We start from the raw sequence: 23,458 nt of genomic DNA, 5'->3' as shown, positions 1-23,458 counted from the left end.
CGAGCGCGAGACGAACTATCGCCAGCGACCTCTCCTCTTGTCACTCAACTCTTTCGTTCGCTAAAATATACTCCTTGCACATGCAACCACATTCCGCACATCCCCGTGAACGTAACATCTACAGGCATGTTCGGACCACTCGGACCACTCACCGTCGGAAAAAAGGCCGCGAAGTTCGGCTACCGACGCTTCGGCAAACTCGGCGCCGTCGTCTTCGGTATCGGTGCCATCGGCGGCTATCTCGTCGTCAAAAGGAAAGTAAAGTCGATGATGAAGGGAGACACCGACGATACCGGTTCGTCGGATGACGGTGCTGCGAACGGCGAAAGTACGGCATAAATCCTCTCCCTCGATTTTTTCTCGCACACGCTCGCGGGCTGTGACGTTGCAAGGTTCAAATCCTCGGAGACTCATTTGACGATATCTCAATATTTACTGACTAATGAGATACTATCGGAAAGTCTTTCATGCCAAAATCTAGTCTATAGAGTAGCGTGTCACGTTGGATTCCTTATATCCCTCCTAAATGGGCTGTCATATTAGATGGAGGCGTCACAGCGTTCGCTGTCCTAGTATCCTTATATATGAGAAATCCAACTCTAATCTTTGGCGCAATCACTATTGTCGTTGCGTTTATAGCTAGCTCCTTCGTTTCTTATACAACTCAATATCAAGAGACAATACGATTGCGAAAGGATACTCAGAATTCAATTCTTGAGATTGTACTTGAGCAAATTGTAGCTAATTATCCCGACGAAGTCACCGATTGTGAACTTCGAGCAAACGTGATGATCGCAGATAAAAGATGGGTGAAAAATCTGCCTCCAAGGGAGAAATATCTTTCATTCGCGAGCCAGTGTGGAGATTACTTTGAAGCCGAATTAGAGCAGAGATATGCTTCCAGTACTGGATGTGCAGGTCAAGCATTAAAAGAGAACAATCCGACATACTATGATTCGGAGAAAAGGAAGAAGCCTGACCACAGTCTCAGCTCAACACAAAGAGAGGTAACCGACCACGTCAATTCCATATTAAGTGTCCCGATTTACCCGGATAATGACCAGTCAAGACCCCCTATTGGCGTGCTAAATTTGGACAGCCCAAAAAATATAAGTAATACAAAGTTTGATACGGGACAAGCACAAACATTTGCAATGAAGTACGCGGGTATCATTGGCGACGTAATCAGCTGAGGTGGCCACAACATGAGCAATATACAACAAAACTCCAATACTAAAGATAACGGCTGTACCACGGTTGAATATTCGTTGGAGGAAAAACAGGATCTCTACCGTGTCACCGAGAGTGATATCGAAGAAATGACGGACTCGTCGGCCTTCAGCAAACTCGTCACAAAACTCATCCACCGGTAGCGTTTCTCGAATTTCTCTTTTCGACTGCCTATTTCAATCTCTGTTCACACCCGTGGATTGACACTCTAAATGGGATCGCCCGGATTGTGAACCACGCCGAGACGGTCGCTTCACTTCGCTCAGCGCTGCGACTCGTCTGATTCAAATCCTCGTAAATCCATCTTGGACGACGGTTGTCGTTCGCGTCGCTGACGCGCCGCTCACGGTGTAGTCGTCCAAGAATGGGATCGCTCGGATTTGAACCGAAGCAAGACATTCCTGCTCACTTCGTTGCGCGGGCTGTGACTTACAGGGTTCAAATCCTCATAAATCCGTTTTGGAGTATCGCGTTCACTCGCGCCGCTAACGCGTCGCTCGTGGATTGATACTCCAAAATGGGATCGCCCGGATTTGAACCACGCCGAGACGGTTGCTTCACTTCGTTCAGCGCTGCGTCTCGTCTATTTCAAATCGGGCTCAAAACAGATTTGCGACTCACGAGGATGTTCGTCGCAAAATCTATGGGATCGCCCGGATTTGAACCAGGGTTATCGGCACCCAAGGCCGAAAGGATACCAAGCTACCCCACGATCCCGTACCTTTCAGTAGCGCGCTCCCCCTGTAAAACGTTTCGTTTGGCCGTCGCCCGTGTCACTCGTCCTCGCCGAACAGTTCGAGGTCGGCGACGATTTCGAACGGTTCCTTCTCCTTCCGGATGCCGTCCAGAATCTGGAAGGCTTCGTCCGGCGCGAGGAAGTGACTCGTGACGACGCGTCCGAGGTGCGTCGGCGAGAACCCGTGGATGAAGTCGTATTCGAGCAGTTTTCCGAGCGCGTGTTTCGTCGGCACGTCGCCTATCATCCGGTCGTTCAGGCGCTTTGCGGCTTTCCCGCCGACCGTGATGTTCGCCAAGGTCTCCTCGATGGCCGCGCTCTCGTCGTAGAGGGTCCGAACGTCCTCCATCTCGCCTTTGAGGAGCTTGAACGCCACCTCGTCTTCCGACATCTCCATGCTGTTGTGATAGCTCCCGTCGGGTTCGACGAGGACGTACACCTTCCCGCGGTCGTGGTAGTCCGGGCGACCCGCGCGGCCGAGCATCTGGTGGAACTCCTGTACCGTCAGCCACTCGATGCCCATCGCCAGCGAGTCGAAGATGACCTGCGAGGCCGGGAAGTCGACACCGGCGGCGAGCGCGGCCGTCGTGACGACCGCCGCGAGGTCCTGCTCGGCGAACATGCGCTCGACTTTCTTTCGCCGTCCGTAGTCCAATCCGGCGTGGTACGGCGCGGAGTTGTACTCCAGTTTTCTGGAAATCTCGTGACAGCGCCGCCGCGAGTTGGTGAAGATGATGGTCTGGCCGTGATATCCCTTCGAGGACTCGCGGTCGAACTCGCGCTTTACCAGTTTGTTCTCCGTCACGGGCTTTTCGTGCCCCTCGGCGAAGGTCACGTGGCGTTCCAAGGCGACCGGTCGCTCCTCGAACTCCACGAGGTTCGCCTCCAGCGATTTGGCCAAATCCTTCGGGTTCCCGACCGTCGCGGAGAGGTACACCCACTGCGCGCCGCCGTAGTTGTCCCGCCGCTTGGCCCGTTCCTCGCAGTAGTATTTCAGCCGCGAGATGAGGCCGTCGAGGCGGTGGCCGCGCTCCTGTTCCTGTAGCGTGTGCACCTCGTCGATGACCACGGTTCCGATATCGCCCAAATCGCGTCCCGTTCGGAGCGCGTGGTCGATTCCTTCGTAGGTCCCGACGATGATGTCCGCGTTCGGGTCGAACCGGTTGCCGTCGTCGCGCACCCGACTCGCTCCGACGCGGATGGTAACGTTCGCCACGTCACCGTACTCCTCCTCGAAATCCTCGTGTTTCTGGTTCGCCAGCGCCACGAGGGGAACGAGAAAGAGCATCTTCCCCTTTCCGTTCAGCATGCGGTCCAGCCCCGTCATCTCGCCGACGAGCGTCTTCCCCGTCGCCGTCGCGCTGACGACGAGTTGGTCGTCGCCGTCGAGGAGGCCGTTTTGCACCGCGAGGCTCTGGACGGGTAGCAGGGTATCGAACCGCGATTCCAGCAGGTTCTGGATTCCGGGATGGAGGTCGAGCGAATCGACCCGCTCCATCTCGATGTCTTCCACGTTCGCGCTGATTTCGTCGAACTTCGTCAGGTCAGGGTCGAGTCGTCCTTTGAGCAGGTTGGTGATTCGCTCCAAATCCTGTACTTCCAGCAGGAGGTCTTCGAGTCGGTCCTGAGCGGCGCTCGTCAGGTTGCCCCTGAACGAGAGTTCCCGCTCCAACTCCCGCGTTGCACAGTCGGGACAGATGTACTCGTCGCCCGTATCGATGGCCGTGTCGCCGTTGATGGGCGAGTACCGACCTTTGTTGGCGCACAACCGACACGTCCGCACCGTTTTCGCGTCGAGTTGGTAGCCGTCGAGCATCTCTTTCAGCTCTTCGCGCGCATCGGGAGCGGTCTGCTGCGAGATTCGAATCCGGTTCGCGTTCCGTGCGAGCTGGACGAACTCGTCGGGACTCTTCGGTTTCTCGCTCGACCCGTCCTTCAACAGAAACCGACCGGGCCGCGGTCCGGCGTCCGTCTCCTTCAGTTCGAGGATGGAGCGGAACAGCCGCTCACCGCCACGCTGGGCCGCCACCTGATAGCCCCTGTCCGTTTCGTGGCAGAAGAGCGTCTCCACCTGCTGGGCCTGCTTCGACACGGGACACGCTACACACCGGAGCTATTTCAGCGATTCGAAGGGGACGGCCGCGAATCACCGTTTTACGCCCGTGCCAGTCCGTATCATCGTCCGAAGAAAGCCGCCGTTGAACGGTGGAAATACAGGCCTAACCACTTCGACCGACCGTTATTCTGCCAATACCGCTTTGCAACCGGTTCATAACAAAGCCGGTTCACCCGTTAGCGCTGGACAGCGCACGGTCGCGCATCACGGTGGCATAATGAAAGGCACGCAAGAAGAAGACCTTCCACGGCGCTTCGACGACGACGTTATCCTCGAAATAGAGGACGGTACCGACCGGGAGCGACCGCTCGTTCGAATCTCCGATACCCGGAAGGAAGCGGCGTGGGTTTCCTCCTCCATCGACTCCGTGGTCTCGCTCTCCGAGTGCCGCTAGACGAGTTGAATCTCGTCGTCCCCGTTCGGCACCGCACAGAGGAACGCACTCGATTTTTCTCCCTCGTTTCGATACCAGTGAACCGCTCCCGCCGGAATCAACAGTGAATCGCCCGCGCTGACTTCGTACTCCTCGTCGCCGATGCCGACGACGTACTCGCCTTCGAGCACGTACTGCTCGTGTTCGACCTCGTTCGTGTGTTCCGGTACCGTTGCGCCCGGTTCGAGCGTGAACCGGCGGATGGCAAAGTTCGGTGCGTCCTGTTCGTCGCCGATGAGAACGCCCTTCGCCATGCCGTCGGCGGCCCCGACGGCCTCGTATTCGATGTCATCCGCGTCCCGCACGATTGGTTCGGACATGTCCGCCCATTCGAAGGCGGTGGGCTAAGGTTTTTGCACTGCTTCGAGGTCCTCGTTCGGGATGAACTCCCCGTCGGGCGTCACCCGTCCGGACCCGAGCGCACAGTATTTCGCACCGACTCCGCGCGAGGAGAGCGGTCCCCGCCGGATACACCGGAAGCCGATGTTCTTCGCCGCGTTGTAGTCGTCGTTGGCTTCGTTGCCGCACTTCAAGCACTCGAACTGATTGGCCTCCACGTCGCGGTTCTGCGGATGCGTGAAGCCACAGGACGTACAGCGCTGGCTCGTGTACTCCGGATTTACCTGTACCACCGTGATGTCCCGCTCCGCGGAGCGATAGGCGACGAACTCGAACAGGCGCTCGAACGTCCGTCCGTGGAACGGGGTCGCCCGTTCGAGCATCTCCCGTACGCCTTCGAGTTCTCCGAACGCGATTACCGAACAGCCGTGTGTTTCGGCCTCCGAAATGATTTCGCCCGCGATTTCGTGCAAGGTGTTACGGGTGAAGTTCCCCATGCGTTCGTCGGCCTGCCTGAGCGTTCGCCGCGCGCTTCGCGTGTTCGTCTCCCGGAGGTCCTCGCGCAGGTCGGTGAACTCGGCGTGCCGGTGCGTGAGTTCCGCGCCGGAGAAAAAGCGGGCCGTACTCGTCACGGCGAGGTTTTCGATGCCGAGCGAGACGCCGAGGACGGTGGCGTCTTCGGTCGGCAGTTCCACGTCCGGTCGAGGCCGTCGGAATCCGAGATGAAGATGGAACTCCCCGTCCCGGTAGTGGAGCGTACTCTTTGCTGGTTCCCATCTGTCGTCGTCCAGATACTGCGACTGGTAGCCGTGGTCCGGGAACACGAGACGACAGCGGACGCGGTCACCGGTCGTCGTCAGACTGATGCTCCGGTCGTCGAACAGCGTCAGCGTGCGACTGTCGTAGACAACGGTCGGACTGGTGAATTCGGGCTTCGTCCCGTCGCCTTCCCGTTCGAGCGCGCCTTTTATCGCTTCCGCGGCGCGGTGGGTGGCGAGGACGGCGTGCTGACTTCCGAGGCGAGTGCGCTCGCGCAACTTCTCGTACGCCAGTTGCTGTACCTCGTTCCGAGTGTGACAAACCTCCCACGCGACGTTGACCGCGATTTGGCACCCGCGCTTCCACTCGCGTACCATGGACAGCAACCGCTCTCGGTCGTCCGCCTCCACCGCGAGGCGCGTCACCGCCGTCCGTCTGAAATATTCGGGACCGCTCACGTTCTTTTCTCCCCGGAGCGCCCCCTTGAATACTTCGGGACGCCGTTCGGCGCGAAGAAGCTTAAGTTGTCTCCGGTGCAACATACGCCCATGCGAAGCTTCAAAATCGGGAGCGTGTTCGGCATCCCGATAAAACTCGACCTCACCTTCCTGCTCATTCTGCCGGTGTTCGCGTGGCTCATCGGGACGCAGGTCGCGGATTGGGTTCGAATCATGAATCAGATCTGGGGTCTCGGGTTAGTCGCCGGGCCGCTTTCCTCCGGAGCCATGCCGTGGTACCTCGGCGCGGCCGCCGCCGTCGGTCTGTTCGCCGGCGTCATCCTCCACGAACTCGGTCACTCCGTCGTCTCCATCCACTTCGGCTTCCCCATCGAATCCATCACGCTGTGGATTTTCGGCGGCATCGCCCGCCTCACTGACCAACCCGAGGAGTGGTCCCAAGAACTCCTCATCGCCATCGCCGGTCCCGTCGTCAGTATCATTCTCGGCGTCCTCTCGTTCGTCGCGCTCTTCGCGGTTCCCACGGACTTTCAGGCCGTCCGCTTCGTCCTCGGATATCTCGCGCTGATGAACCTCGTCCTCGCCGCGTTCAACCTGCTTCCCGGCTTCCCGATGGACGGCGGCCGCGTCCTCCGGGCGCTCCTCGCACGAACCCGTCCGTTCGCACAGGCCACCCAAACCGCAGCCGAGGTCGGGAAGGTGTTCGCCATCATGCTGGGACTGTTCGGTCTCCTCTCCGGCAACATCCTCCTCATCGGCATCGCCTTCTTCATCTACATCGGCGCGTCCAGCGAGGCCCAGCAGTCGGTCCTGGCGGCGACGTTTCGCAACGTCCGCGTACAGGACGTGATGACGGACGCCGAGGACTTACACACCGTTTCGTCGGACACGTCCATCGCCGACCTCCTCGAAATGATGTTCCAACAACGCCACACCGGCTATCCCGTGGTCGACAACGGCGAACTCGTCGGCATGATAACGCTCGACGACGCCCGAAGCGTCAGGCAGGTCGAACGCGACGCCTACACCGTCCACGAAGTGATGTCCACCGACGTCAAGACCATTCCCACCGACAGCGACGCCATGGACGCATTGGAGACGATTCAACAGCACAACATCGGTCGGCTTCCGGTCATCGACACCGAAGGGAACGTCGCGGGAATCATCTCCCGCACCGACCTGATGACCGCGTTCAACATCATCAACAGCAGCGGGCGCACCGAGGAGGAACTCGCCCCGCACGAACAGCCGTCGTAAACTCGCTGAAACCCGTCGAACGTCCCGGCTTCGAACCGCCGAACATCGCTGCCATCGTGCTTATTCTTCTCCGCGGCGAAGTATCGAGTATGTGTGGTCGCCTCTCGCTCTTCGCATCCCAAGACGAACTCACCGACCGGTTCGACGCCACGCCCACCCGTCCGCTCCGCCCGCGATACAACGTCGCGCCGGGGCAGGACCACCCCGTCGTGCGAAACGACGCGCCCGCGGAAATCCGCTTCCCGACGTGGGGACTCGTTCCCCACTGGGCCGACGAGTTCGGCGGCGGACACATCAACGCCCGCGCCGAGACGGTCGCGGACAAGCCGAGCTTCCGGGACGCCTACCGTGACCGGCGGTGTCTCGTCCTCGCCGACGGCTTTTACGACTGGAAGAAGACCCCGTCGGGCAAACAACCCTATCGGATGACCAGAGCGGACGGCGAACCGTTCGCGATGGCGGGACTGTGGGAGCCGTGGCGGAACGGGGAGCGAAAGACGTCGTTCACCGTCGTCACCACCGAACCCAACGACGTCGTCGGCGAAATCCACCACCGGATGCCCGTCATCCTCGACCCCGACGAGGAGGCGACGTGGCTCGACGGCGACGAGGACGAACGCCGGTCCATTCTCGACCCGTTCCCGGCGAGCGAGATGCGGGCCTATCCGGTTTCGACGAAGGTGAACAACCCCGATAACGATTCCGCCGACGTCGTCGAGGAAGTCGTCGCCGAGGAGGACGCCCAAACGGGGTTCGGCGATTTCACGTGATGGCGGAATCCGAACGTTTTCCCCGGTTTGCGTTCATCACTCGCGCATGACCACCATCGACGAAAAGCGAGTTTACAGCGACCGGGAGGGAACGACGACGGTCCTCGTCGCCACCGAACTCGGCGTCGCTCGCGTCGACGTCTCCGGGGACATCATCGGCGAGTTCTCGCTGGCACACCGCTGTGCCGCCCGCGATATCGCCGCGGTCAGCGGCACTCCGGCCGACGGCACCCTCGCGGTTGCGACGGACGAGGACGTGCTGGATGCCGAATTTTCTCCGCTCGGGTTCGGTCCCACCGTCGCGGTCGGGTTCGACGGCGCGACACTTCTCGTGGCGGGAGAGGACGGACGGATCGCACACCGCGACGGAGACGAATGGCACGAACTGGCGACGCTCGACGCCGTTCGAGCCATCGACGGCGACTTGGTCGCCACCGACGACGGCGTGTATCGTGTTTCCTCGGACGGCGTCCAACACGCCGGTTTGGCCGACGTTCGAGACGTCTCCACGGCCGGTGTGCCGCTCGCGGCGACCGCCGACGGCCTCTACCGACTCGGAAACGGATGGATGAAAACGGTCGACGGCGACTTTCACGTCGTGAGTGCCACGGACGAGAAAGCGTACGCCGCAACCGCGGGCGGAATCGTTTCCCGTGAGGGAGAGGAGTGGGTGGACGTTTCCCTTCCGGTGGACGACTCGGTCGTTGACATCGCGTTCGGGGACGGCGTCTACGCCGCGACCGAATCGGGGACGTTTTTGGCGACCACCGGCGACGGATGGCGGAGTCGCAATCTCGGCTTGACCGGCGTCGCGGGGCTTGCCGTCCGCTAGTTTACGCTCGATCGCCGACCGATTTGTCATTCTCCGCGTCGAGTTCGTACAGCCCTCGATACCGTCGTCGAACGAGGCCGAGACGGGTGAGTTCGCGGAGCCGACTTTTCGCGCACTCCTGGGTCACGTCGAGTTCCCGGGCGAGATACGCGGGTATCGCCCTCCCCTCGACGAGGAGGTTCAAAATCCCGCGCTCGGTAGGTCTGAACTGGTCGTTCTCGAACGGCACGTCGGCGAGAACCGTCTCCGTGTTTCTGTATCGCTCTTTCCCTTCACCACTCGCTTGCTCCTCGACCCGTAGTTCGTAGAGTCCCCGATACGGTTTCACGACGAAGCCGTCCGTCCGAAACCCGTTGAGAATGGTGCGGGCCGTATCCGCCTCGATGGCAAGCTCGTCCCCGACGTACGCTGGCGTACACCGTCCCTCGCCGAGAAGATTCAGAACTCCCGTCTCGGCGGGTGTCAACTCGTTTTCGTCCACCGGAAGCGACCTCCCGACACTCAACCGGATCACCGAAACCATCGTACGATAATATTCGTGTCCGAATATAAAATATTATTCAATGATATAGTATTTTCAAATACTATGTGTGGTAGTTTATAACTGGATTCTACTACGTGCTCGACGGTTGACTCCATATTCGCCGCCGAAAGCTCGAACTCGTCACCGAAACTCCCCGGCTAACCGGGGACGGGTACGTGCTGACAGGGCACGCGTCGAGACGAGTGAAAACCGGTTTAACCCGCCATATCCAGTGTCCGCGTATGATACTCAGTGGGTCCGCCTCCCAGTCTCTGGCGGCCACTCTCGCCGACGAATCGGATCACCGTCTCGGGTTCGTGGAGTACGAATCGTTCCCGGACGGAGAACTGCTCGCAAGCGCACCGGAGTTCGACGGGGGTCGTGCCGTCATCGTGGCGTCGACCGTTTCAAGCGACGCACACATCGAACTCCTTCAACTACAGGACGCGACCCGCGAGTGGGGCGCGGAGGAAGTCGTCACCGTCCTCCCCTACATGGGCTACGGCCGACAGGACGAGGCGTTCGACCACGGGCATCCCGTCTCGGCCCGAGCCGTCGCCCGCGCCATCAGCACCGGAACCGACCGCGTGCTCACCGTCAATCCCCACGAGGAGGCAATCTGTGATTTCTTCGACGTTCCCGCCGAATCCGTCGACGCCGCGGGCCACCTCGCGGAACCCCTCCCGGACGACCTGACCGACCCCGTTTTCCTCTCCCCGGACGACGGCGCGCTCGACATCGCGGAAACAGTGCGGGACACCTACGGCGACGGCGTCATCGACTACTTCGAGAAGAGACGCATCTCCGGGACCAAGGTCGAAATCACGCCCAGCGACACCGACGTCGCGGGCCGCGACGTGGTCGTCACCGACGACATCATCGCCACCGGTTCGACCATGAGCGAGGCCGTTTCCCTCCTCCAACGGCGTGACGTGGGCCGCGTGTACGTCACCTGCGTCCACCCGATGCTCGCACGGAACGCCAGGACCAAACTCGCACAGGCGGGCGTCGAAGCGGTGTTCGGCACCGACACCATCGAGCGAGCGGTGAGTCAGGTGTCCGTCGCGCCCTCGATTGCGAACGCGCTGTGAAGACGACCGTTTCTGACCACCTCTCGAACCACGACTCCATTTTCGACCACGACTCCACCCCTGAACCACGCCCTCGTTTTATTACGCATCCGGCGAAGGTACGCGTATGTCACTCGTGAACCGTTCGATGCGAAAACTCGACCGGGGAGATGCAGTCGTCGGCGCGTGGCTTCTCTCGGGAAGCACGCGAGCGGCCGAAGTACTCGCGCGAACGTCGGTCGATTGGGTCGCCATCGACACCGAACACGCACCCCACTCGCCCGAGCGCGTCGAAGCGCTCGTCCGGGCGGTCGAACCGCACGCCACGCCGCTCGTTCGGCTTCCGTCCGTCGCTTCCGCCGTTTCGGGCGGCGCGAAACACGCCCTCGACTCCGGTGCGAAAGGCGTCATCGTCCCCGGCGTCGAGACCCCCGAGGACGCGGATTCCGTCGTCCGAGCGACCCACTTTCCACCAGTCGGAGAGCGCGGCGTCGCCGGCACCACGCGGGCGAACACCTACGGCGAGAACTTCGACGACTACGTGACGGCGGCGAACCACGAAACGCTCCTCACCGTCCAAATCGAGTCACCGTCTGCCGTCGAACGTGTCGAAGAGATACTGGCAGTCGACGGCATCGACGTCGCGTTCATCGGCGAGAACGACCTGTCCGCGGCCTACGGCCATCCGGGCGAGAAGGACCATCCCGACGTGACGGCGGCAGTCGAGCGGGTGTTCGAGGCGGCGCGAGCCAACGACGTGTATCCGGGAATCGCGGGACGGACACCGGAAATCAAATCCGAGCGAACCGAACGCGGCTTTCGCTTCTTCCTCCTCGGAGCCGATTTGAGCTTCATGCGCAACGGCGTCGAGGACTTCCTGATCGAGTAAAGAAGCTCCGCGTTCTACACCACCTTTTACGACGGTCGCGGGCAAGAGCGATGGCGAACGCCATCGCTCTTGCTGGCTCCCTGTAAAAGCTGGACCAAAAGCACGTCGCGCTCCCGAATGGTCGCGCTCGTGCCCGCTCACGGCTTCGCCGTTCGCGGTCGCACTCTACGCCTCTGCTTCCGCCAACGGCGAGATGGCAATTTCCATCTCGACACCCTCGACGTCCCACGTCTTGCGGTAGCCGTCCTCGACTTCGCCGACGCTCTCCGCGCGGACCTCTTCCTTCACGAGGTCCATGTGCCGTTCGACCAGTTCGGCGACGCGCTCGTCGCGCACGTCGAGTTCGAGGTGGATGTTCTCCTCGATGTCGAGGTCCTCCTCCTTTCGCATCTCCTGCACGCGGCGGATGACCTCGCGGGCGTAGCCCTCGCTCTCGATGTCCTCGGTGAGGGCGGTATCGACGTAGACGACGCCGAGTTCCTTCCCTTCCACGTCGAACGCCGCGCCGGACACGTCGTCGGGCGTCTTCGTGACGAACTCGACCATCTCGTCGTCCAGTTCCGCTGCTCGCGGTTCGTCACCGAGCGCGTCCGAAACCGCATCTTCGAGCGCGGACAGGTCCGGTTCCGTGATGCGCGCCTCGTTGAGCGCGTTCATGACCTTCCCTGCGTCGCCGCCGAACGCGGGACCGAGGACGCTCATGTCCGCTTTCGCGCTATAGGCGAGTTCGCCCCAACCTTCGTCGGGCGAAACCAGTTCGACCTCGTAGGCGTTCAGGCGGTCGGCCAGCAGGTCGCTGTAGTTTTCGACGGCGTGGACGACCGACTCGTCCCGCGCGTCCACGACGATTCGCGAGACGGGCCAGCGGAGTTTCCGCTCGGCCTGCTGGCGGGCGTTCGCACCCGCCTCCTCAACAGCGCGAAGGACGGCCACGTCCTCCTCCAACTGCTCGTCCTGCCAGAACTCGTCGACCTCGGGCCAGTCGAGCATGTGGACGCTCTCCTCGCCGCTCTCTCCGGAGAGGTTCTGATAGATGTCCTCGCTCACGAACGGCGCGAACGGGGCGAGCAGGGCGACCAGTTCCTTCAGGACGTGGTGGAACGTCGCGTAGGCGGCCCGCTTGCTCGCGCTGTCACCCTCGTCCCACATGCGCTCGCGGACGACCTGAATGTAGAACCGGGAGACGTCCTCGACGACGAAGTCGAGGAGCGTGCGGAGCGCCTTGTCCTGTCGGAAGTCCTCCCAATCCTCGGTCATCTCGGCGGTCACGGTCTGCAACCGCGACAGGAGCCACTCGTCCACGAGTTCGGTTTCGGCGTCCTTCACGTCCACCTCGCTCGGGTCGAAGTCGTCCAGTCGCATGTACGGCAGCGGGAACCGGAACACGTTCCAGAGGATGTTCAGGCTCCGTTGCATGTTCTGTATCTCGTCCCACGAGAAGCGCATATCTTCGCCCTGTGGGTTCTGCGAGAGCAGGAACAGGCGCATCGGGTCCGCCCCGTGGCGTTCGATTGCCTCCTCGGGCGAAACGATGTTCCCGATGGATTTCGACATCTTGCGGCCATCTTCGGCGAGCGCCCACCCGTGCATCAGCACCTCGTCGTACGGCACTTCGTCGAGCGCGGCGGTTCCCATGCCGAGTTGCGACCAGAACCAACCGCGAGTCTGGTCGTGGGCCTCCATGATGAGGTCGGCGGGCCACAGTTCCTCGAAGTCCTCTTGGTTGCTCGGGTAGTCGAGCGTTCCCCACGAGGCGACGGAGGAGTCGAGCCACACGTCGAACACGTCCGGGACGCGGGTGTAGGTCGTGCCGTCCTTCGTGATGGTCAGGTCGTCCACCGTCGGACGGTGTAGGTCCACGTCCTCGGGGTCCACGTCTTGGTCCACCGCCTCGGCGAGTTCCTCGCGCGTACCGACGACGACCACGTCGTCCATCTCACCCGACCAATCTTCGGGAGTCCAGATGGGTATCGGCACGCCCCAGTAGCGCTGACGCGAGACGTTCCAGTCCGGCGAGTTCTCCACGAAGTTGTAGAACCGCTCGTCGCGGGCCTCCTGTGGGTGCCACTCGCTGTCCTCGATGTTGTCGAGGAGTTCCTCCTTGATGTCCGTCACCGTGATGAACCACTGGTCGGTGACGATCTGCAGGATGCCGGTGTCACACCGCCAACAGTGGCCGTAACTGTGGTGGACGGTGCCGGACGCGAGCAGGTGGCCGCCCGCCTCCAAGTCGGCCATGATTTCCTCGTCGGCGTCCTTGACGAACTGCCCCTCGTACTTGCCCCCTTCCGGGCCGTACGTGCCGTCGCCGCCGACGGGACAGAAGATGTCGAGGCCGAGCTCTTGGCCCCGATTGAAGTCCTCCTCACCGTGTCCGGGCGCGGAGTGAACGAGTCCGGTACCGTCTCCCTCGACGTCGACGTAGTCGGCCTCGTACACCTGCAACGTCCCTTCGCCGCTCGGGTGGCCGGGAACCTCGTCGTCCAGCGGGTGATCGTACTCCCACCCGAGCATCTCCTCGCCGGTCAGTTCGTCGACGACTTCGTAGTCGTCGTACCGACCTTTCTTCAGGACTTCCTCGACCTTCGGTTCGCCGACGTAGAGCGTCTCGCTCTTGCCGTCCTTGGTCGCCCGAACTTCGGCGTAGGTCCCGTCCGCATCGACTGCGACGAACGTGTTCGCCGGAACCGTCCACGGCGTCGTCGTCCACGCGACGAGGTAACGGTCGCGCGAGGACTCGCTTCGCTCGTCCTCGTGCAGCTGAAACTTCACGTAGATGGACGGGTCGTCAACGTCCTCGTACTCGACTTCGTTGTTGGCGATGGCCGTCTCACAGCGCGGACACTGGCTGATGGAGCGCATGCCCTGCTCCACGAGTCCGCGTTCGTGAGCGCGCTGGAAGCCCCACCACGCGGCCTCCATGTACTCGGGACTGAGCGTCTTGTAGGGATTGTCCCAGTCCATCCAGACGCCGAAGGACTTGAAGTCCTCGTCCATCGCGTCGAGTTGGTCGTTGGCGAACTCCTTGCACTCCTCGATGAAGTTCTCCATCCCGAACTCCTCGATGTCCTTCTTGTTCTCGAAGCCCAGTCGCTCCTCGACTTTCGTCTCGATGGGCAGGCCGTGCATGTCGTAGCCCGGCCGGTCGGTCACGTCGTAGCCCTGCATTCGCTTGTAGCGGATGTAGGTGTCCTTCAGCGACTTGTTCCACGTCGTGCCCATGTGCGCCGCACCGGAGGTGTACGGCGGCCCGTCCACGAAGAAGAACCGCTCTGCACCCTCTCGCGCCTGCTTCGTCTTCTCGTAGGCGTTCACGTCGTCCCAGTAGTCGAACACCCGGTCTTCCACCGAGTGTGGTTCGTACTGGTCGTCTACTTCGGCGAACCTGCTCATGTGCGATGTGAGTCCTTCCGGCAATAAAGTGAGTTCGGTTATGCAGTCGAATCAGTATGACCCGTCCGACAGGGTTTCGGGCAATTTCCATACAGTAGCGCGCTCGAAACTGTGAATTGCGACAGAAAATACTTGTACTCCAACTCGAACCTATCGGCATGTTACTCTTCGAGGTAGTCGATCTCATTTTCATCCCCTTTCTGCTGGTGTCCGTCGTTGGAATCGTGTCGTTTTCGTACTGGATGCGGTGGGATGCGACCGCCCGCGGCAGTTCATCCCCTCTCTATTGGGCAGTTTTGGGACCGATATTCTGGCCTGCCGCCCTCTACTACCTCCTCGTCGTTCGACGGGCGAACGAGCGACGATATCCGCCGACGCGGTGGCAGGGTCTCGCGGGAATCCTCACCATCAGCTACATCGGCGCGATGGTTCCCGGGTTTATATTCGGACCGCCCGACCCGTTCACGCAAGTCCTCTACACATCGGTCTACTTCGCTATTCTCCTTCCCATCACGTATCTCCTCGTTTACCGACGCCGATACGGACGACTTCCGGAGGGTGCATGAAGCGACAAACTCACTGGTTGGTTTCGACCCTCCTGCTCTCCATCGCGTTCTCCGTCGCGTTCTACGGAATCGCGATCCCACCCGTCACGAAAAACGGCATTCTCGCGCTCTGTGTCCTCGCCGCCGGAACCTTTGCGTACTTCGTCACGTTCCGCTGGCATCTCTCCCTCCGTCGAGTCGCCACGTTCGTCGTGGTCGTCGCGCTCCTTCCGATTCCAACGAAACTGCTCGTGATCGGGGTTGGAGTCGAGTTCGCAGCCAGCGTACTATCTAGCCGCACCACGTTTCATGCTGTCTCCGGTGTTCTCGTCCTCGCCATCGCCTCGTCCGTCTCGTATCTCGAACTTCGGGCACGCCGTGCGGCCGCGGACCGAGAATCGGTGCACGGGTAATGGAACCTTACTTGCTCCGACCGTTCGCTACTAGCGACTGCGTTTATCCCTGTGCACGTCGGAACCCGTAGTCCCGAAACAGTCCGTCGTTCCGAGACGGCTTGCCGTCCACCAGGTGATACACGATGTCCACAGACAGATTCGACGACCTTTCGAACCAGTTGGGACAGTCCCTCGAAGCGTTCGACGACGAAAACTCCCGCACGCGACTCCTCACGCGGATAGGGAGGACGCTGGCGCGACTCGAAGACGCCTTCGAATCGGCCGACACGTTCGAGGAAGTGTCGGAGGAAGCCGACTCCCTCTGGACCCTCCTCGACGAAGCGGGGGACGTGTTCGACGGTTTCGACGCCGACGCGTTCCTGAAGACCGTCGACGTCGGGCAGTTACCGAACGCGATCGAGTTCGAGAACGTCCCTGACGCGGTCGAGAGCGGGAACCCGCGGGACGCGCTCGACTCGAAGGAACTCGTGAAGGCCATCAACTTCCGCGAGTTCTGGAGTTCCGAAGGGATGCAGGACCTGTGGGAGGAGGGAACGGAACTGTCGGACGCCATCGGTTCCCTCACGGGTAACGACTCCGACGATTCAGATAGTTCCGACGAAGACGGTTCGACTCTCGGCGATATGACCGGCGACACGGCCGAGATGGCCTCGAAAGCCACGGAGGGAAAACTCCAGTCCGAACTGGGGGAGAACGCCGAGCAGTTCCGAGAGCAAATCGGCGACGCCCGCGACCGGTTGCAGGACCAAATCGCCCAGAGCGAGTTGGGGTCCGGCGGCGGAGGGGACGACAGCACCGGCGGCGGGCCGGGAGGTCGCCCGGACATGAAGGTCACGTTCTCGTACTCCACGATGCCGGACGACAGACCCGACATCGCGTTCAACCCGCACTACTCGACGATGCCGAAACGGGACGAAGAGTAGCGAAGAAGAGAAGAAAGAGAAGGAAGGAGAGGAATAACGAGCGGTCAGCAGAAGCGGGACCGACTGTTCACACGCCGGTCGAGTAGCGGAGGATGCCGGCGACGCCGCCGAACGCGTTCATCAGTTGTTCGCCCTTCTCGAAGTCGGTGCTGATAAACTTCGTCTCGGTCCCGCGCTGCTCGGCGATGTTCATGAGGAACTCGATGGCGTCCTCGCGTTCGGTCATCTCTGCCTCGGTTCCGTCCTCGCAGGTGTGGCTCGGGTCCCCCTTCCGTTGGTCGATGAACTCGTACTCGTCTTTGTCGCCACACTCGAAGACGGCGACGTCCTTGCGAAGGTCCTCGGAGAGGAGCAGGCGGTCCACTGACCCCATGATGAGGTTTCGGCGCGTGGGTTCGAACCCGTAGGTCGCGAGGTCGCCCTCGTGGAGTTCGCGGAAGAACTCGTCCATCTCCCGCTTGTCCTTCATGACCTCCGCGTCGGCGAGCGTCTCCTCGGCGGCGTTGACGAGGTCGTACAGGCCGGATTCGTCGGTGTAGGCGATATCGAACTTGCCGAGGACCTTCCCGTCGAGTTCGTGGTGGAGGTAGTCACCGTCGAGGAACTCGTCCTTCGTCGGCGAGGGACCGCCGACGAGGACGCCGTCTATCTCGTGGCGTTTCGGGACGAACAGGTCGTCCGCCATTCCGGCAACCTCCTGATAGAAGTTGTCGATGGCTTCGAGGCGCAGTCGGTGGAAACGCTGGGCGGACTGACCACCTTTGCGCTGTTTGCCGGGGACGAGCGACGAGGCGGATTTGACCGGCTCGATTCGCTTGCCTTTCAGCCACCCGACGGTCGCCTCGCGTCGGTCGAGGACGACGAGGCCGTACAGGCCCTTGTCGCCGAGCATCTCCTCCAGCGGTTCCGTCAAAAACTGGGAGTCGCAGTGATAGCGGAACGACTCGACCGGGTCCGGCGGACTTTCGAGCACCTTCGTGACCATGTCGGTCTGACCGCCGCCGGCGTCGATGGCTCCGCTGAAGATGACGATTCCCCGGTCCGGCGGGAAGGTGTCGTAGTACCGGAGTCGGTCCTTGATGGACGTGAGCGCGTCCTGCACGTTGGTCCGGGTCTGTTTTGACTTGATGTTGCTGGCTTCGCTATGCTCTTGGGTGACGTGTGCGACCACGTCGCTGATCTGCTTGTCCTCCGGGATATAGATGGTGACGAGTTGGGTCCCCGAGCCTTCGTACTCCTTCAAGTCCTCGATGACCTTCTGGAACTCGTACTTTTTCCTGTCGGACTGTTCTCCGTCCTGCTGGCTCATTACTCCCTTCTAGCCGCTCCAACTGGTAAGTAACCTTTGACCTCGCTTGCGGGGTGTTAGCGCGATGTTCGAGGGAAAAATCACGTCACCGCCGACAGCAGGTCGTCGGTCTCCACGACCGCCGCGAATTCGCCGTCGAGGTGTGCGAGCGCGACGCGGTGGTTGGTCTCGGCCGAAATTTCCGTCCCGTCTGGTGCCACCCGGTCGAACGTCGCCGTCGCGTCCGAGACGAGGAGCGGCCGGAAGCCGAGGTTCTCCGCCATCCGCGTCGTGGTCGAAACGCAGTGGTCCGTGGTCAACCCGACGACGACGACGGTTTCGTATCCGCCGTCGCGGAGCCACGCCTCCAGTTCCGTCCCGATGAAGCCGCTGTTGACGCGCTTTTCGAAGACCGTCTCGTCGTCGGTCGGTTCCATCTCGGGGATGAACCTGAAGCCGTCCGAATCGCCGCGGAGCGGCGAGTTCTCCTCCGTCGAATCGTGCCGGACGTGAACGATGGGCCGCTCCGCCTCCCGCCACGCGTGAAGGAGTTCTTCGGCCCGCTCCTCGGCGTCGGGGTTGTTGCGCTCGCCCCACGCCGGGTCGGAAAAGCCCCGCTGGAAGTCGATGGCGAGCAGCACGGCGTCGTTCGGAAGGTCGAGTTCGGGCGTCATGCGCCGATGAGAACCCCGCTCTTCGGGTGTTCGCGGGTGGTCCGAATCGGACATTCGTCGGGCGCTTGTTCTTCGTCCTGCGAAAACAGGTACTGGGGCCACTCCCGGTCGCCTTCGACGCCCCAGTCGCCGAGTTGCGCGTGCGGACACGCGCCGTCGTAGCTCTCCATCCGCTCCTGAATGATTTCCCGCGCCCGCTTTCCGCGCTCCGTGTCCGCGGTCACGCCCTCGAAGATGGACCGCGGTTGGAACGTGATTTCGAGGCCGACGGGACAGTAGCGGCTTTTCCGGTCCTCGTAAAACGGTGCGCGGCAGGTGGGAAACATCGGTTCGCCGTTGAAACAGAACTCCCACTCGTTGTCGTCCGGGTCGGTCGGAATCCCCTCGGGCCACGGTTCCGGGTCGTGGACGTGAAGGAACTGCAATACGTGCCACATCGACTCGTGATACTCCGCTTCTGTGAACGTCTCTTCCGTCGGTCGGAAGAACACGGTCAGCGGCGTGCGTTCGCTGTGGTCCTCGTACACCTCGTGATATTCGACGATGGTTTCGCCGAGCGAGAGGAGCGCGTCCTTGTCGGTCATCGACGGACAGAACGTGTACAGCGCGTCGCCCTCCCGTTCGGTTTCGATGCCGAAGTAACACGGGAACGGCGTCCCGTTTCGTTCCCCGAGCAGGCCGTCACGAAAGCTCTCGTAGTGGTCGACGCCCCAATCCGGAACCCTCCCCGAGTCAACGCGACGCCGGATGGCGGCTTGGTCCATCAGCACGTCGATACCCGGTTCGTTCATATCGGCCCTTCGGAGCGAGCGGTAGTATGCCTTTTGAACCGGCGGCTAGTCGACCGATTTGAATGATGATGGGATGATATGTACGGGCGTTCGAACCGATTCGAGTACGATTCACGAAAACTCCCGCTGGCGGTACACTCCGCTTCGATGGGACGAACGCGCCGTGTTGGCTGTCTTATAATTTGCATCCTCTAACGGACTAGGTTTATATACGTGCTGTTGTTCGGTTTGACACAACGACCATGACAGGGACAGTGTTCGCGGTTGCAAGCGGCAAGGGAGGTGTGGGGAAGACGACGACCGCAATCAACCTCGGGGCGATGCTCGCGGCGGCGGACCACGGGGTTGTCGTCGTGGATACGGACCTCGGGATGGCGAACGTCGGTGGCTACCTCGACTTCGAAATGGACGGTGCGACGCTCCACGAAGTGCTCTCGGACGATGCGACCGTCGAGGAGGCGATTTACCACGCGCCGGGCGATATCGACGTGCTGCCGAGCAGTACCGATATCTACACGTTCGCACAATCACAGACGGCTCAACTGCAGCGCGTCGTCGCCGAACTCAGGGAGGAGTACGAGTACGTCCTGCTGGATACGGGTGCCGGCATCAGCTACGACACCATCCTCCCGCTCTCGCTCGCGGACGACGTTCTCCTCGTCACCACGCCCGACGTGGCTTCCGTGCGGGACACCGCCAAAACCGCGGAACTCACCTCCCGCGTCGAGGGAACCGTTCGCGGTGCCGTCCTCACCCAGCGCGGAAACGACATCCTCAACGCGGACAACGTGGAAGGAACGCTCGACACGGACGTTCTCACCGTCGTCCCGGACGACGAAACCGTTCCGATGGGAATCGACGCCGGTCGGCCGCTGGCCCTCTTTTCGCCGAACAGTCCCGCGGCGACGGCCTACCGCGAACTCTCGAACATCCTCTCCGGGGAGACGGACACCCCCGAACTCTCCGGCGAACCCGACACGTCGGCGTCGAACGTCCCGTCGCTTTCCGACGCCGAATTCGAACTCGGTACCCCCGAGGAGTCCCCCGGTTTCGATCCGTCCCCGGAGTCGGAACCCGCGGAACACGAAAACGCCGACCCCGACCCGACGGCGTCTCACTCGGCGGCGACCGCTTCGGATTCGGAAACCGAATCTTCCCCGTTCGATTCCCCGCTCGACTCCGAATCAGCGCCGGAAGTCGAACAGGAACCCGAATCGGAGTCGGAAACGGAACCCGAATCGGAGACTTCATCGTCCGAAATCTCGGACTCCGCTTCCGACCCGGTTCACGAACTCATCGACCGGAAAGTCGTCAAAACCGGCGACGACGCGGACGGTTCCGTGCCGTCCGCGGAACCGGCACCGCTAGAAACGGAGGTGGCTTCCGAGGAGGTCGTAGATGACGCCGACGGTCCGCCGCTCGACGCCGATATCCCGACGGACGATGCGGACGCTCCGGAACCGACCGCGGATACGGCCACTCCCTCCGACGAATCCGTGACCGAACGGGACGACGCCGACGAGTTCGATACCGTCCTCTCCGACCAAACCGACCGACACGCCGAATCGGCGTCCGAGGAAACCGCGGACTCCTCCGCCGACCTACCGGACGAAATCGTCGAGGCCGAACCGGACGACGAGGAGGGGAACGATGTGGAGGCTGTTCCGTTTCAGGACGAAACTGTTCGCCCCGGCCTCGGTTCCGACGAAAACGACGGCGACGGGGACGATGGTGAGGAAAAGAACGGACTCTTCGGCCGAATCGGTTCCCTGTTCCGATAATCGCTTTTCCTTTCGTCCTCGTCTTTTCTCCCCTTCGGTCGTCGGCCCTGCAACCGCGAGTCATTTCGTAACGTGGCGAATAATCAAGTAGCTAGCTGTACTTTATTGAAGGAAATGGCGAACGATGATTCGGTTCCGTTCTGGTGGATAGTCCTGTTCCTCCTCGTCGCGCTCGGATTAGCCTACGCCGGAATTCTGTACGTCGGCGGAAGCCTCTCGGGGGCGGCGGGGTTCATCCACGTCGATTCGTGGCTGGCCACCCTCCCGGCGGTTCGCTCCCGTCATCTACATCCGTAACCAGTGTTGCGTCGTTCGCCGACGATTCCGCCGCGTTGCGGTTCTTTTCGTTCCCACTCGATATTCGTTTACCGGCGTGATTCGACCTACATCGACTCCGGCGCTTCGATGCCGATGACGCCCAGCGCGTTCGCGATGGTGTGCTTTGCGGCGGCGACCAACGCGAGACGGGCGTCGCGGACCTCCTCGTCCTCGGCGGTCAGGACCGGACACTCGCGGTAGAACGTGTTGAACGTCTCCGCGAACTCGCGGGTGTAAGTGGCGACGGCGTGCGGTTCGAGGTCCGCCGCGGCCTCCTCGATGACGTGCGGGAAGCGGGCGATGACTTCGATGAGATCCCGTTCCGGCTCGGAATCGAGGACGGACGGGTCGATTTCGGATGGAATCTCCCCATCTGCTCGCGGTTCATCACCGCTCGCCATATCCGAGGTGCGGAGCACCTCGCCCGCTTCCGCGAGAATTCCACAACAGCGCGCGTGGACGTACTGGACGTACGGTGCGCTCTGGGCTTCGAAGTCGAGCGCGCGCTCCCACTCGAACGTGATACTCTTCGTGGGCTGTTTCGAGATGATGTCGTAGCGAACCGCGCCGATGCCGACCTGCCGGGCGATGCGGTCGATATCGGCCTCGGTGAGGTCGTCGTCGCGGATGCGGTCGTCCATCCGACTTTCGACCTCCTCGCGGGCGCGCTTTTCGGCCTCGTCCAGCAGGTCGTCCATATCGACGCCGGTTCCTTTCCGGGTGCTCATGCCACCCTCGGGGAGGTTGACCCACGAGAAGTGGAACGCGGTCAACGTGTCGGTGTCGTTACCGAGGATTTCGAGGGTTTGGGCGAGTTGGTCGGTCTGTAGCTTGTGGTCCTCGCCGACGACCGTCACGGCGCGGTCGTAGTTGTCGAGTTTCCATTCGTGGTGGGCCAAATCACGAGTGATGTACAGGCTGGTTCCATCCGAACGCAGGAAGACGAGGTTCTTCTCGAAGCCGAACTCCGAGAGGTCGAGTTGCCACGCGTCGTCCTCGTAGACGGCGTACTCGCTCTCCTTCAGACGGGACACCACGTCGTCGGTGCTTCCGTCGAACATGAACCGCGTCTCCTTGACGAACTCGTCGAACTCCGCGGGGAGGCGGTCTAACGTGACGCGCATTCCGGAGAGGACGGTGTCGACCACTTCGCTGATGCGCTCGTAGGTCGCCTCGTCGTGCTCTTCGAGGCCCCGCAAAATCGCGGCGATTTCCGTTTCTGCCTCGTCGACGGCTTCCGGATCCGCCTCTTCGAGATAGGCGTTCCCCTTGCGATAGTAGCGCACGAGGTCGTAGTCGGCGCGTTCGCGCTCGGGTTCCGGGAGGTCCTCCTCGTCGAACGTCTCGTACGCCCACGTGAACACCGCGATTTGGCGGCCCGCGTCGTTGACGTAGTAGTGGCGCTCGACGTCGTTACCCGCGAAGTCCAAAATGCGCGCGATGGCGTCCCCGGTAATCGGGTTGCGCGCACGTCCCACGTGAACCGGGCCGGTCGGATTGGCGCTCGTGTGTTCGACCACGACGCTCTCGCCGGTCGGTTCGAGGCGGCCGTACTCGTCGTCCTGTGCCGTTTCGACCGTCTCCTCGTAGTACGCGTCGCTCGGCAGGAAGTTGACGTACGGACCCTGCCCAACCCCCGCCGCGATGTGATCGTAGTCGTCGGCGTCGATTTCGGCCGCGATGTCGGCCGCGACTTTCGGTGGCGGCGCGCCGACTTCCCCGGCGAGTCGGAACGCCGCACTGGAAGCGAGCACGGCGTCCACGCCCTCCGGGGGGGTCTCGATTCCGAGGTCGTCGGTCGGAAGGTCGAGGCTGGAGAGTGCCCCGAGAAGGGCCTCCTCGACTTCTTCCCTGAACGTCAGGAACATACCAGTCCGTTCCCGGGCGGTCGGTAAAGGGGTTTCTGAACGACTCCGG

The 23,458-nt window shown here is 61.7% G+C and carries 23 protein-coding genes and 1 tRNA gene; 14 read left to right on the top strand and 10 right to left on the bottom strand.

The window, feature by feature from the left end; translation table 11 throughout:
* Window positions 1–126: 126 nt before the first annotated feature.
* From LJF34_RS15320 to LJF34_RS15310, 3 genes are all read left to right on the top strand, one after another.
* On the top strand, window positions 127–339 hold the full coding sequence (locus LJF34_RS15320; RefSeq protein WP_231186122.1) for a hypothetical protein: 213 nt from the start codon (window positions 127–129) through the stop codon (window positions 337–339).
* Between the two features lie 449 nt (window positions 340–788).
* Entirely contained in the window at window positions 789–1,193 is a 405-nt protein-coding gene (locus LJF34_RS15315) for a hypothetical protein (RefSeq protein WP_231186121.1), read from the top strand.
* Between the two features lie 12 nt (window positions 1,194–1,205).
* On the top strand, window positions 1,206–1,373 hold the full coding sequence (locus LJF34_RS15310) for a hypothetical protein (RefSeq protein ID WP_231186119.1): 168 nt from the start codon (window positions 1,206–1,208) through the stop codon (window positions 1,371–1,373).
* Window positions 1,374–1,874: 501 nt separating this feature from the next.
* On the opposite strand, the gene LJF34_RS15305 is transcribed toward LJF34_RS15310, so the two are convergent.
* A tRNA-Pro gene (locus LJF34_RS15305) sits at window positions 1,875–1,947 on the bottom strand.
* A gap of 56 nt (window positions 1,948–2,003) precedes the next feature.
* On the bottom strand, window positions 2,004–4,058 hold the full coding sequence (locus tag LJF34_RS15300) for a DEAD/DEAH box helicase (protein WP_231186117.1): 2,055 nt from the start codon (window positions 4,056–4,058) through the stop codon (window positions 2,004–2,006).
* A gap of 241 nt (window positions 4,059–4,299) precedes the next feature.
* Between LJF34_RS15300 and LJF34_RS15295 the strand changes: the two genes are divergently transcribed.
* Window positions 4,300–4,476 (top strand): hypothetical protein, encoded by a 177-nt coding sequence (locus LJF34_RS15295; RefSeq protein WP_231186116.1) that lies wholly within the window; start codon window positions 4,300–4,302, stop codon window positions 4,474–4,476.
* Here LJF34_RS15295 and LJF34_RS15290 read toward each other — a convergent pair.
* Both LJF34_RS15290 and LJF34_RS15285 read right to left on the bottom strand, forming a co-directional pair.
* Window positions 4,473–4,835 carry a cupin domain-containing protein gene (locus LJF34_RS15290; protein WP_231186114.1) on the bottom strand — a complete coding sequence of 121 codons (363 nt, stop codon included), beginning with the start codon at window positions 4,833–4,835 and terminating at the stop codon, window positions 4,473–4,475. The two genes, LJF34_RS15295 and LJF34_RS15290, sit on opposite strands and share 4 nt — an antisense overlap.
* Before the next feature lie 24 nt (window positions 4,836–4,859).
* The gene (locus LJF34_RS15285) at window positions 4,860–6,071 is read right to left on the bottom strand and encodes a transposase (protein WP_231186112.1); all 1,212 of its coding nucleotides are present in this window, start codon (window positions 6,069–6,071) and stop codon (window positions 4,860–4,862) included.
* Window positions 6,072–6,161: 90 nt separating this feature from the next.
* On the opposite strand from LJF34_RS15285, the gene LJF34_RS15280 reads away from it, so the two are divergent.
* From LJF34_RS15280 to LJF34_RS15270, 3 genes are all read left to right on the top strand, one after another.
* Window positions 6,162–7,328, top strand: coding sequence for a M50 family metallopeptidase (locus tag LJF34_RS15280; protein WP_231186110.1), 1,167 nt, complete (start codon window positions 6,162–6,164; stop codon window positions 7,326–7,328).
* A gap of 89 nt (window positions 7,329–7,417) precedes the next feature.
* Window positions 7,418–8,098, top strand: coding sequence for an SOS response-associated peptidase (locus LJF34_RS15275; RefSeq protein ID WP_231186108.1), 681 nt, complete (start codon window positions 7,418–7,420; stop codon window positions 8,096–8,098).
* Between the two features lie 46 nt (window positions 8,099–8,144).
* Complete coding sequence (locus LJF34_RS15270; RefSeq protein ID WP_231186106.1) at window positions 8,145–8,930, top strand: hypothetical protein; 786 nt, start codon at window positions 8,145–8,147, stop codon at window positions 8,928–8,930.
* Between the two features lies 1 nt (window position 8,931).
* Here LJF34_RS15270 and LJF34_RS15265 read toward each other — a convergent pair whose 3' ends face one another.
* Complete coding sequence (locus LJF34_RS15265; protein ID WP_231186104.1) at window positions 8,932–9,453, bottom strand: hypothetical protein; 522 nt, start codon at window positions 9,451–9,453, stop codon at window positions 8,932–8,934.
* 242 nt (window positions 9,454–9,695) lie between these two features.
* On the opposite strand from LJF34_RS15265, the gene LJF34_RS15260 reads away from it, so the two are divergent.
* Both LJF34_RS15260 and LJF34_RS15255 read left to right on the top strand, forming a co-directional pair.
* Window positions 9,696–10,544 (top strand): ribose-phosphate diphosphokinase, encoded by an 849-nt coding sequence (locus tag LJF34_RS15260; RefSeq protein WP_231186102.1) that lies wholly within the window; start codon window positions 9,696–9,698, stop codon window positions 10,542–10,544.
* A 106-nt stretch (window positions 10,545–10,650) separates the two neighbouring features.
* Window positions 10,651–11,412 carry an aldolase/citrate lyase family protein gene (locus tag LJF34_RS15255; RefSeq protein WP_231186100.1) on the top strand — a complete coding sequence of 254 codons (762 nt, stop codon included), beginning with the start codon at window positions 10,651–10,653 and terminating at the stop codon, window positions 11,410–11,412.
* 165 nt (window positions 11,413–11,577) lie between these two features.
* Here LJF34_RS15255 and ileS read toward each other — a convergent pair whose 3' ends face one another.
* The gene (gene ileS / locus LJF34_RS15250; RefSeq protein ID WP_231186098.1) at window positions 11,578–14,805 is read right to left on the bottom strand and encodes an isoleucine--tRNA ligase; all 3,228 of its coding nucleotides are present in this window, start codon (window positions 14,803–14,805) and stop codon (window positions 11,578–11,580) included.
* A gap of 158 nt (window positions 14,806–14,963) precedes the next feature.
* Here ileS and LJF34_RS15245 point away from each other — a divergent pair, with 158 nt between their 5' ends.
* The 3 genes from LJF34_RS15245 (at window position 14,964) to LJF34_RS15235 (ending at window position 16,689) form a co-directional block, all read left to right on the top strand.
* Window positions 14,964–15,371 (top strand): hypothetical protein, encoded by a 408-nt coding sequence (locus tag LJF34_RS15245; protein WP_231186096.1) that lies wholly within the window; start codon window positions 14,964–14,966, stop codon window positions 15,369–15,371.
* Entirely contained in the window at window positions 15,368–15,763 is a 396-nt protein-coding gene (locus LJF34_RS15240; protein WP_231186094.1) for a hypothetical protein, read from the top strand. Before LJF34_RS15245 ends, LJF34_RS15240 begins: the two co-directional genes overlap by 4 nt.
* A 125-nt stretch (window positions 15,764–15,888) precedes the next feature.
* Window positions 15,889–16,689, top strand: a complete 801-nt coding sequence (locus LJF34_RS15235) for a hypothetical protein (protein WP_231186092.1) — start codon at window positions 15,889–15,891, stop codon at window positions 16,687–16,689.
* A 67-nt stretch (window positions 16,690–16,756) separates the two neighbouring features.
* On the opposite strand, the gene prf1 is transcribed toward LJF34_RS15235, so the two are convergent.
* The 3 genes from prf1 to LJF34_RS15220 all read right to left on the bottom strand — a co-directional run bounded on the left by prf1 (window position 16,757) and on the right by LJF34_RS15220 (window position 19,442).
* Window positions 16,757–17,998 (bottom strand): peptide chain release factor aRF-1, encoded by a 1,242-nt coding sequence (gene prf1, locus LJF34_RS15230; protein WP_231186090.1) that lies wholly within the window; start codon window positions 17,996–17,998, stop codon window positions 16,757–16,759.
* A gap of 80 nt (window positions 17,999–18,078) precedes the next feature.
* The gene (locus LJF34_RS15225) at window positions 18,079–18,651 is read right to left on the bottom strand and encodes a cysteine hydrolase family protein (RefSeq protein WP_231186088.1); all 573 of its coding nucleotides are present in this window, start codon (window positions 18,649–18,651) and stop codon (window positions 18,079–18,081) included.
* Complete coding sequence (locus tag LJF34_RS15220) at window positions 18,648–19,442, bottom strand: YqcI/YcgG family protein (RefSeq protein WP_231186086.1); 795 nt, start codon at window positions 19,440–19,442, stop codon at window positions 18,648–18,650. The genes LJF34_RS15225 and LJF34_RS15220 overlap by 4 nt, the downstream gene beginning before the upstream one ends.
* A gap of 242 nt (window positions 19,443–19,684) precedes the next feature.
* Here LJF34_RS15220 and LJF34_RS15215 point away from each other — a divergent pair, with 242 nt between their 5' ends.
* Complete coding sequence (locus tag LJF34_RS15215; protein ID WP_231186084.1) at window positions 19,685–21,223, top strand: AAA family ATPase; 1,539 nt, start codon at window positions 19,685–19,687, stop codon at window positions 21,221–21,223.
* A gap of 114 nt (window positions 21,224–21,337) precedes the next feature.
* Window positions 21,338–21,520 (top strand): hypothetical protein, encoded by a 183-nt coding sequence (locus LJF34_RS15210; protein WP_231186083.1) that lies wholly within the window; start codon window positions 21,338–21,340, stop codon window positions 21,518–21,520.
* Between the two features lie 86 nt (window positions 21,521–21,606).
* Here LJF34_RS15210 and argS read toward each other — a convergent pair whose 3' ends face one another.
* The gene (gene argS / locus LJF34_RS15205) at window positions 21,607–23,409 is read right to left on the bottom strand and encodes an arginine--tRNA ligase (protein WP_231186081.1); all 1,803 of its coding nucleotides are present in this window, start codon (window positions 23,407–23,409) and stop codon (window positions 21,607–21,609) included.
* Window positions 23,410–23,458: the final 49 nt, after the last annotated feature.

It is taken from the genome of Haladaptatus sp. DYF46, assembly GCF_021083305.1.
Lineage (GTDB): Archaea > Halobacteriota > Halobacteria > Halobacteriales > Haladaptataceae > Haladaptatus.
Note: the sequence above shows the minus strand (reverse complement) of the source record. Positions and strands in the feature narration are given on the sequence as shown.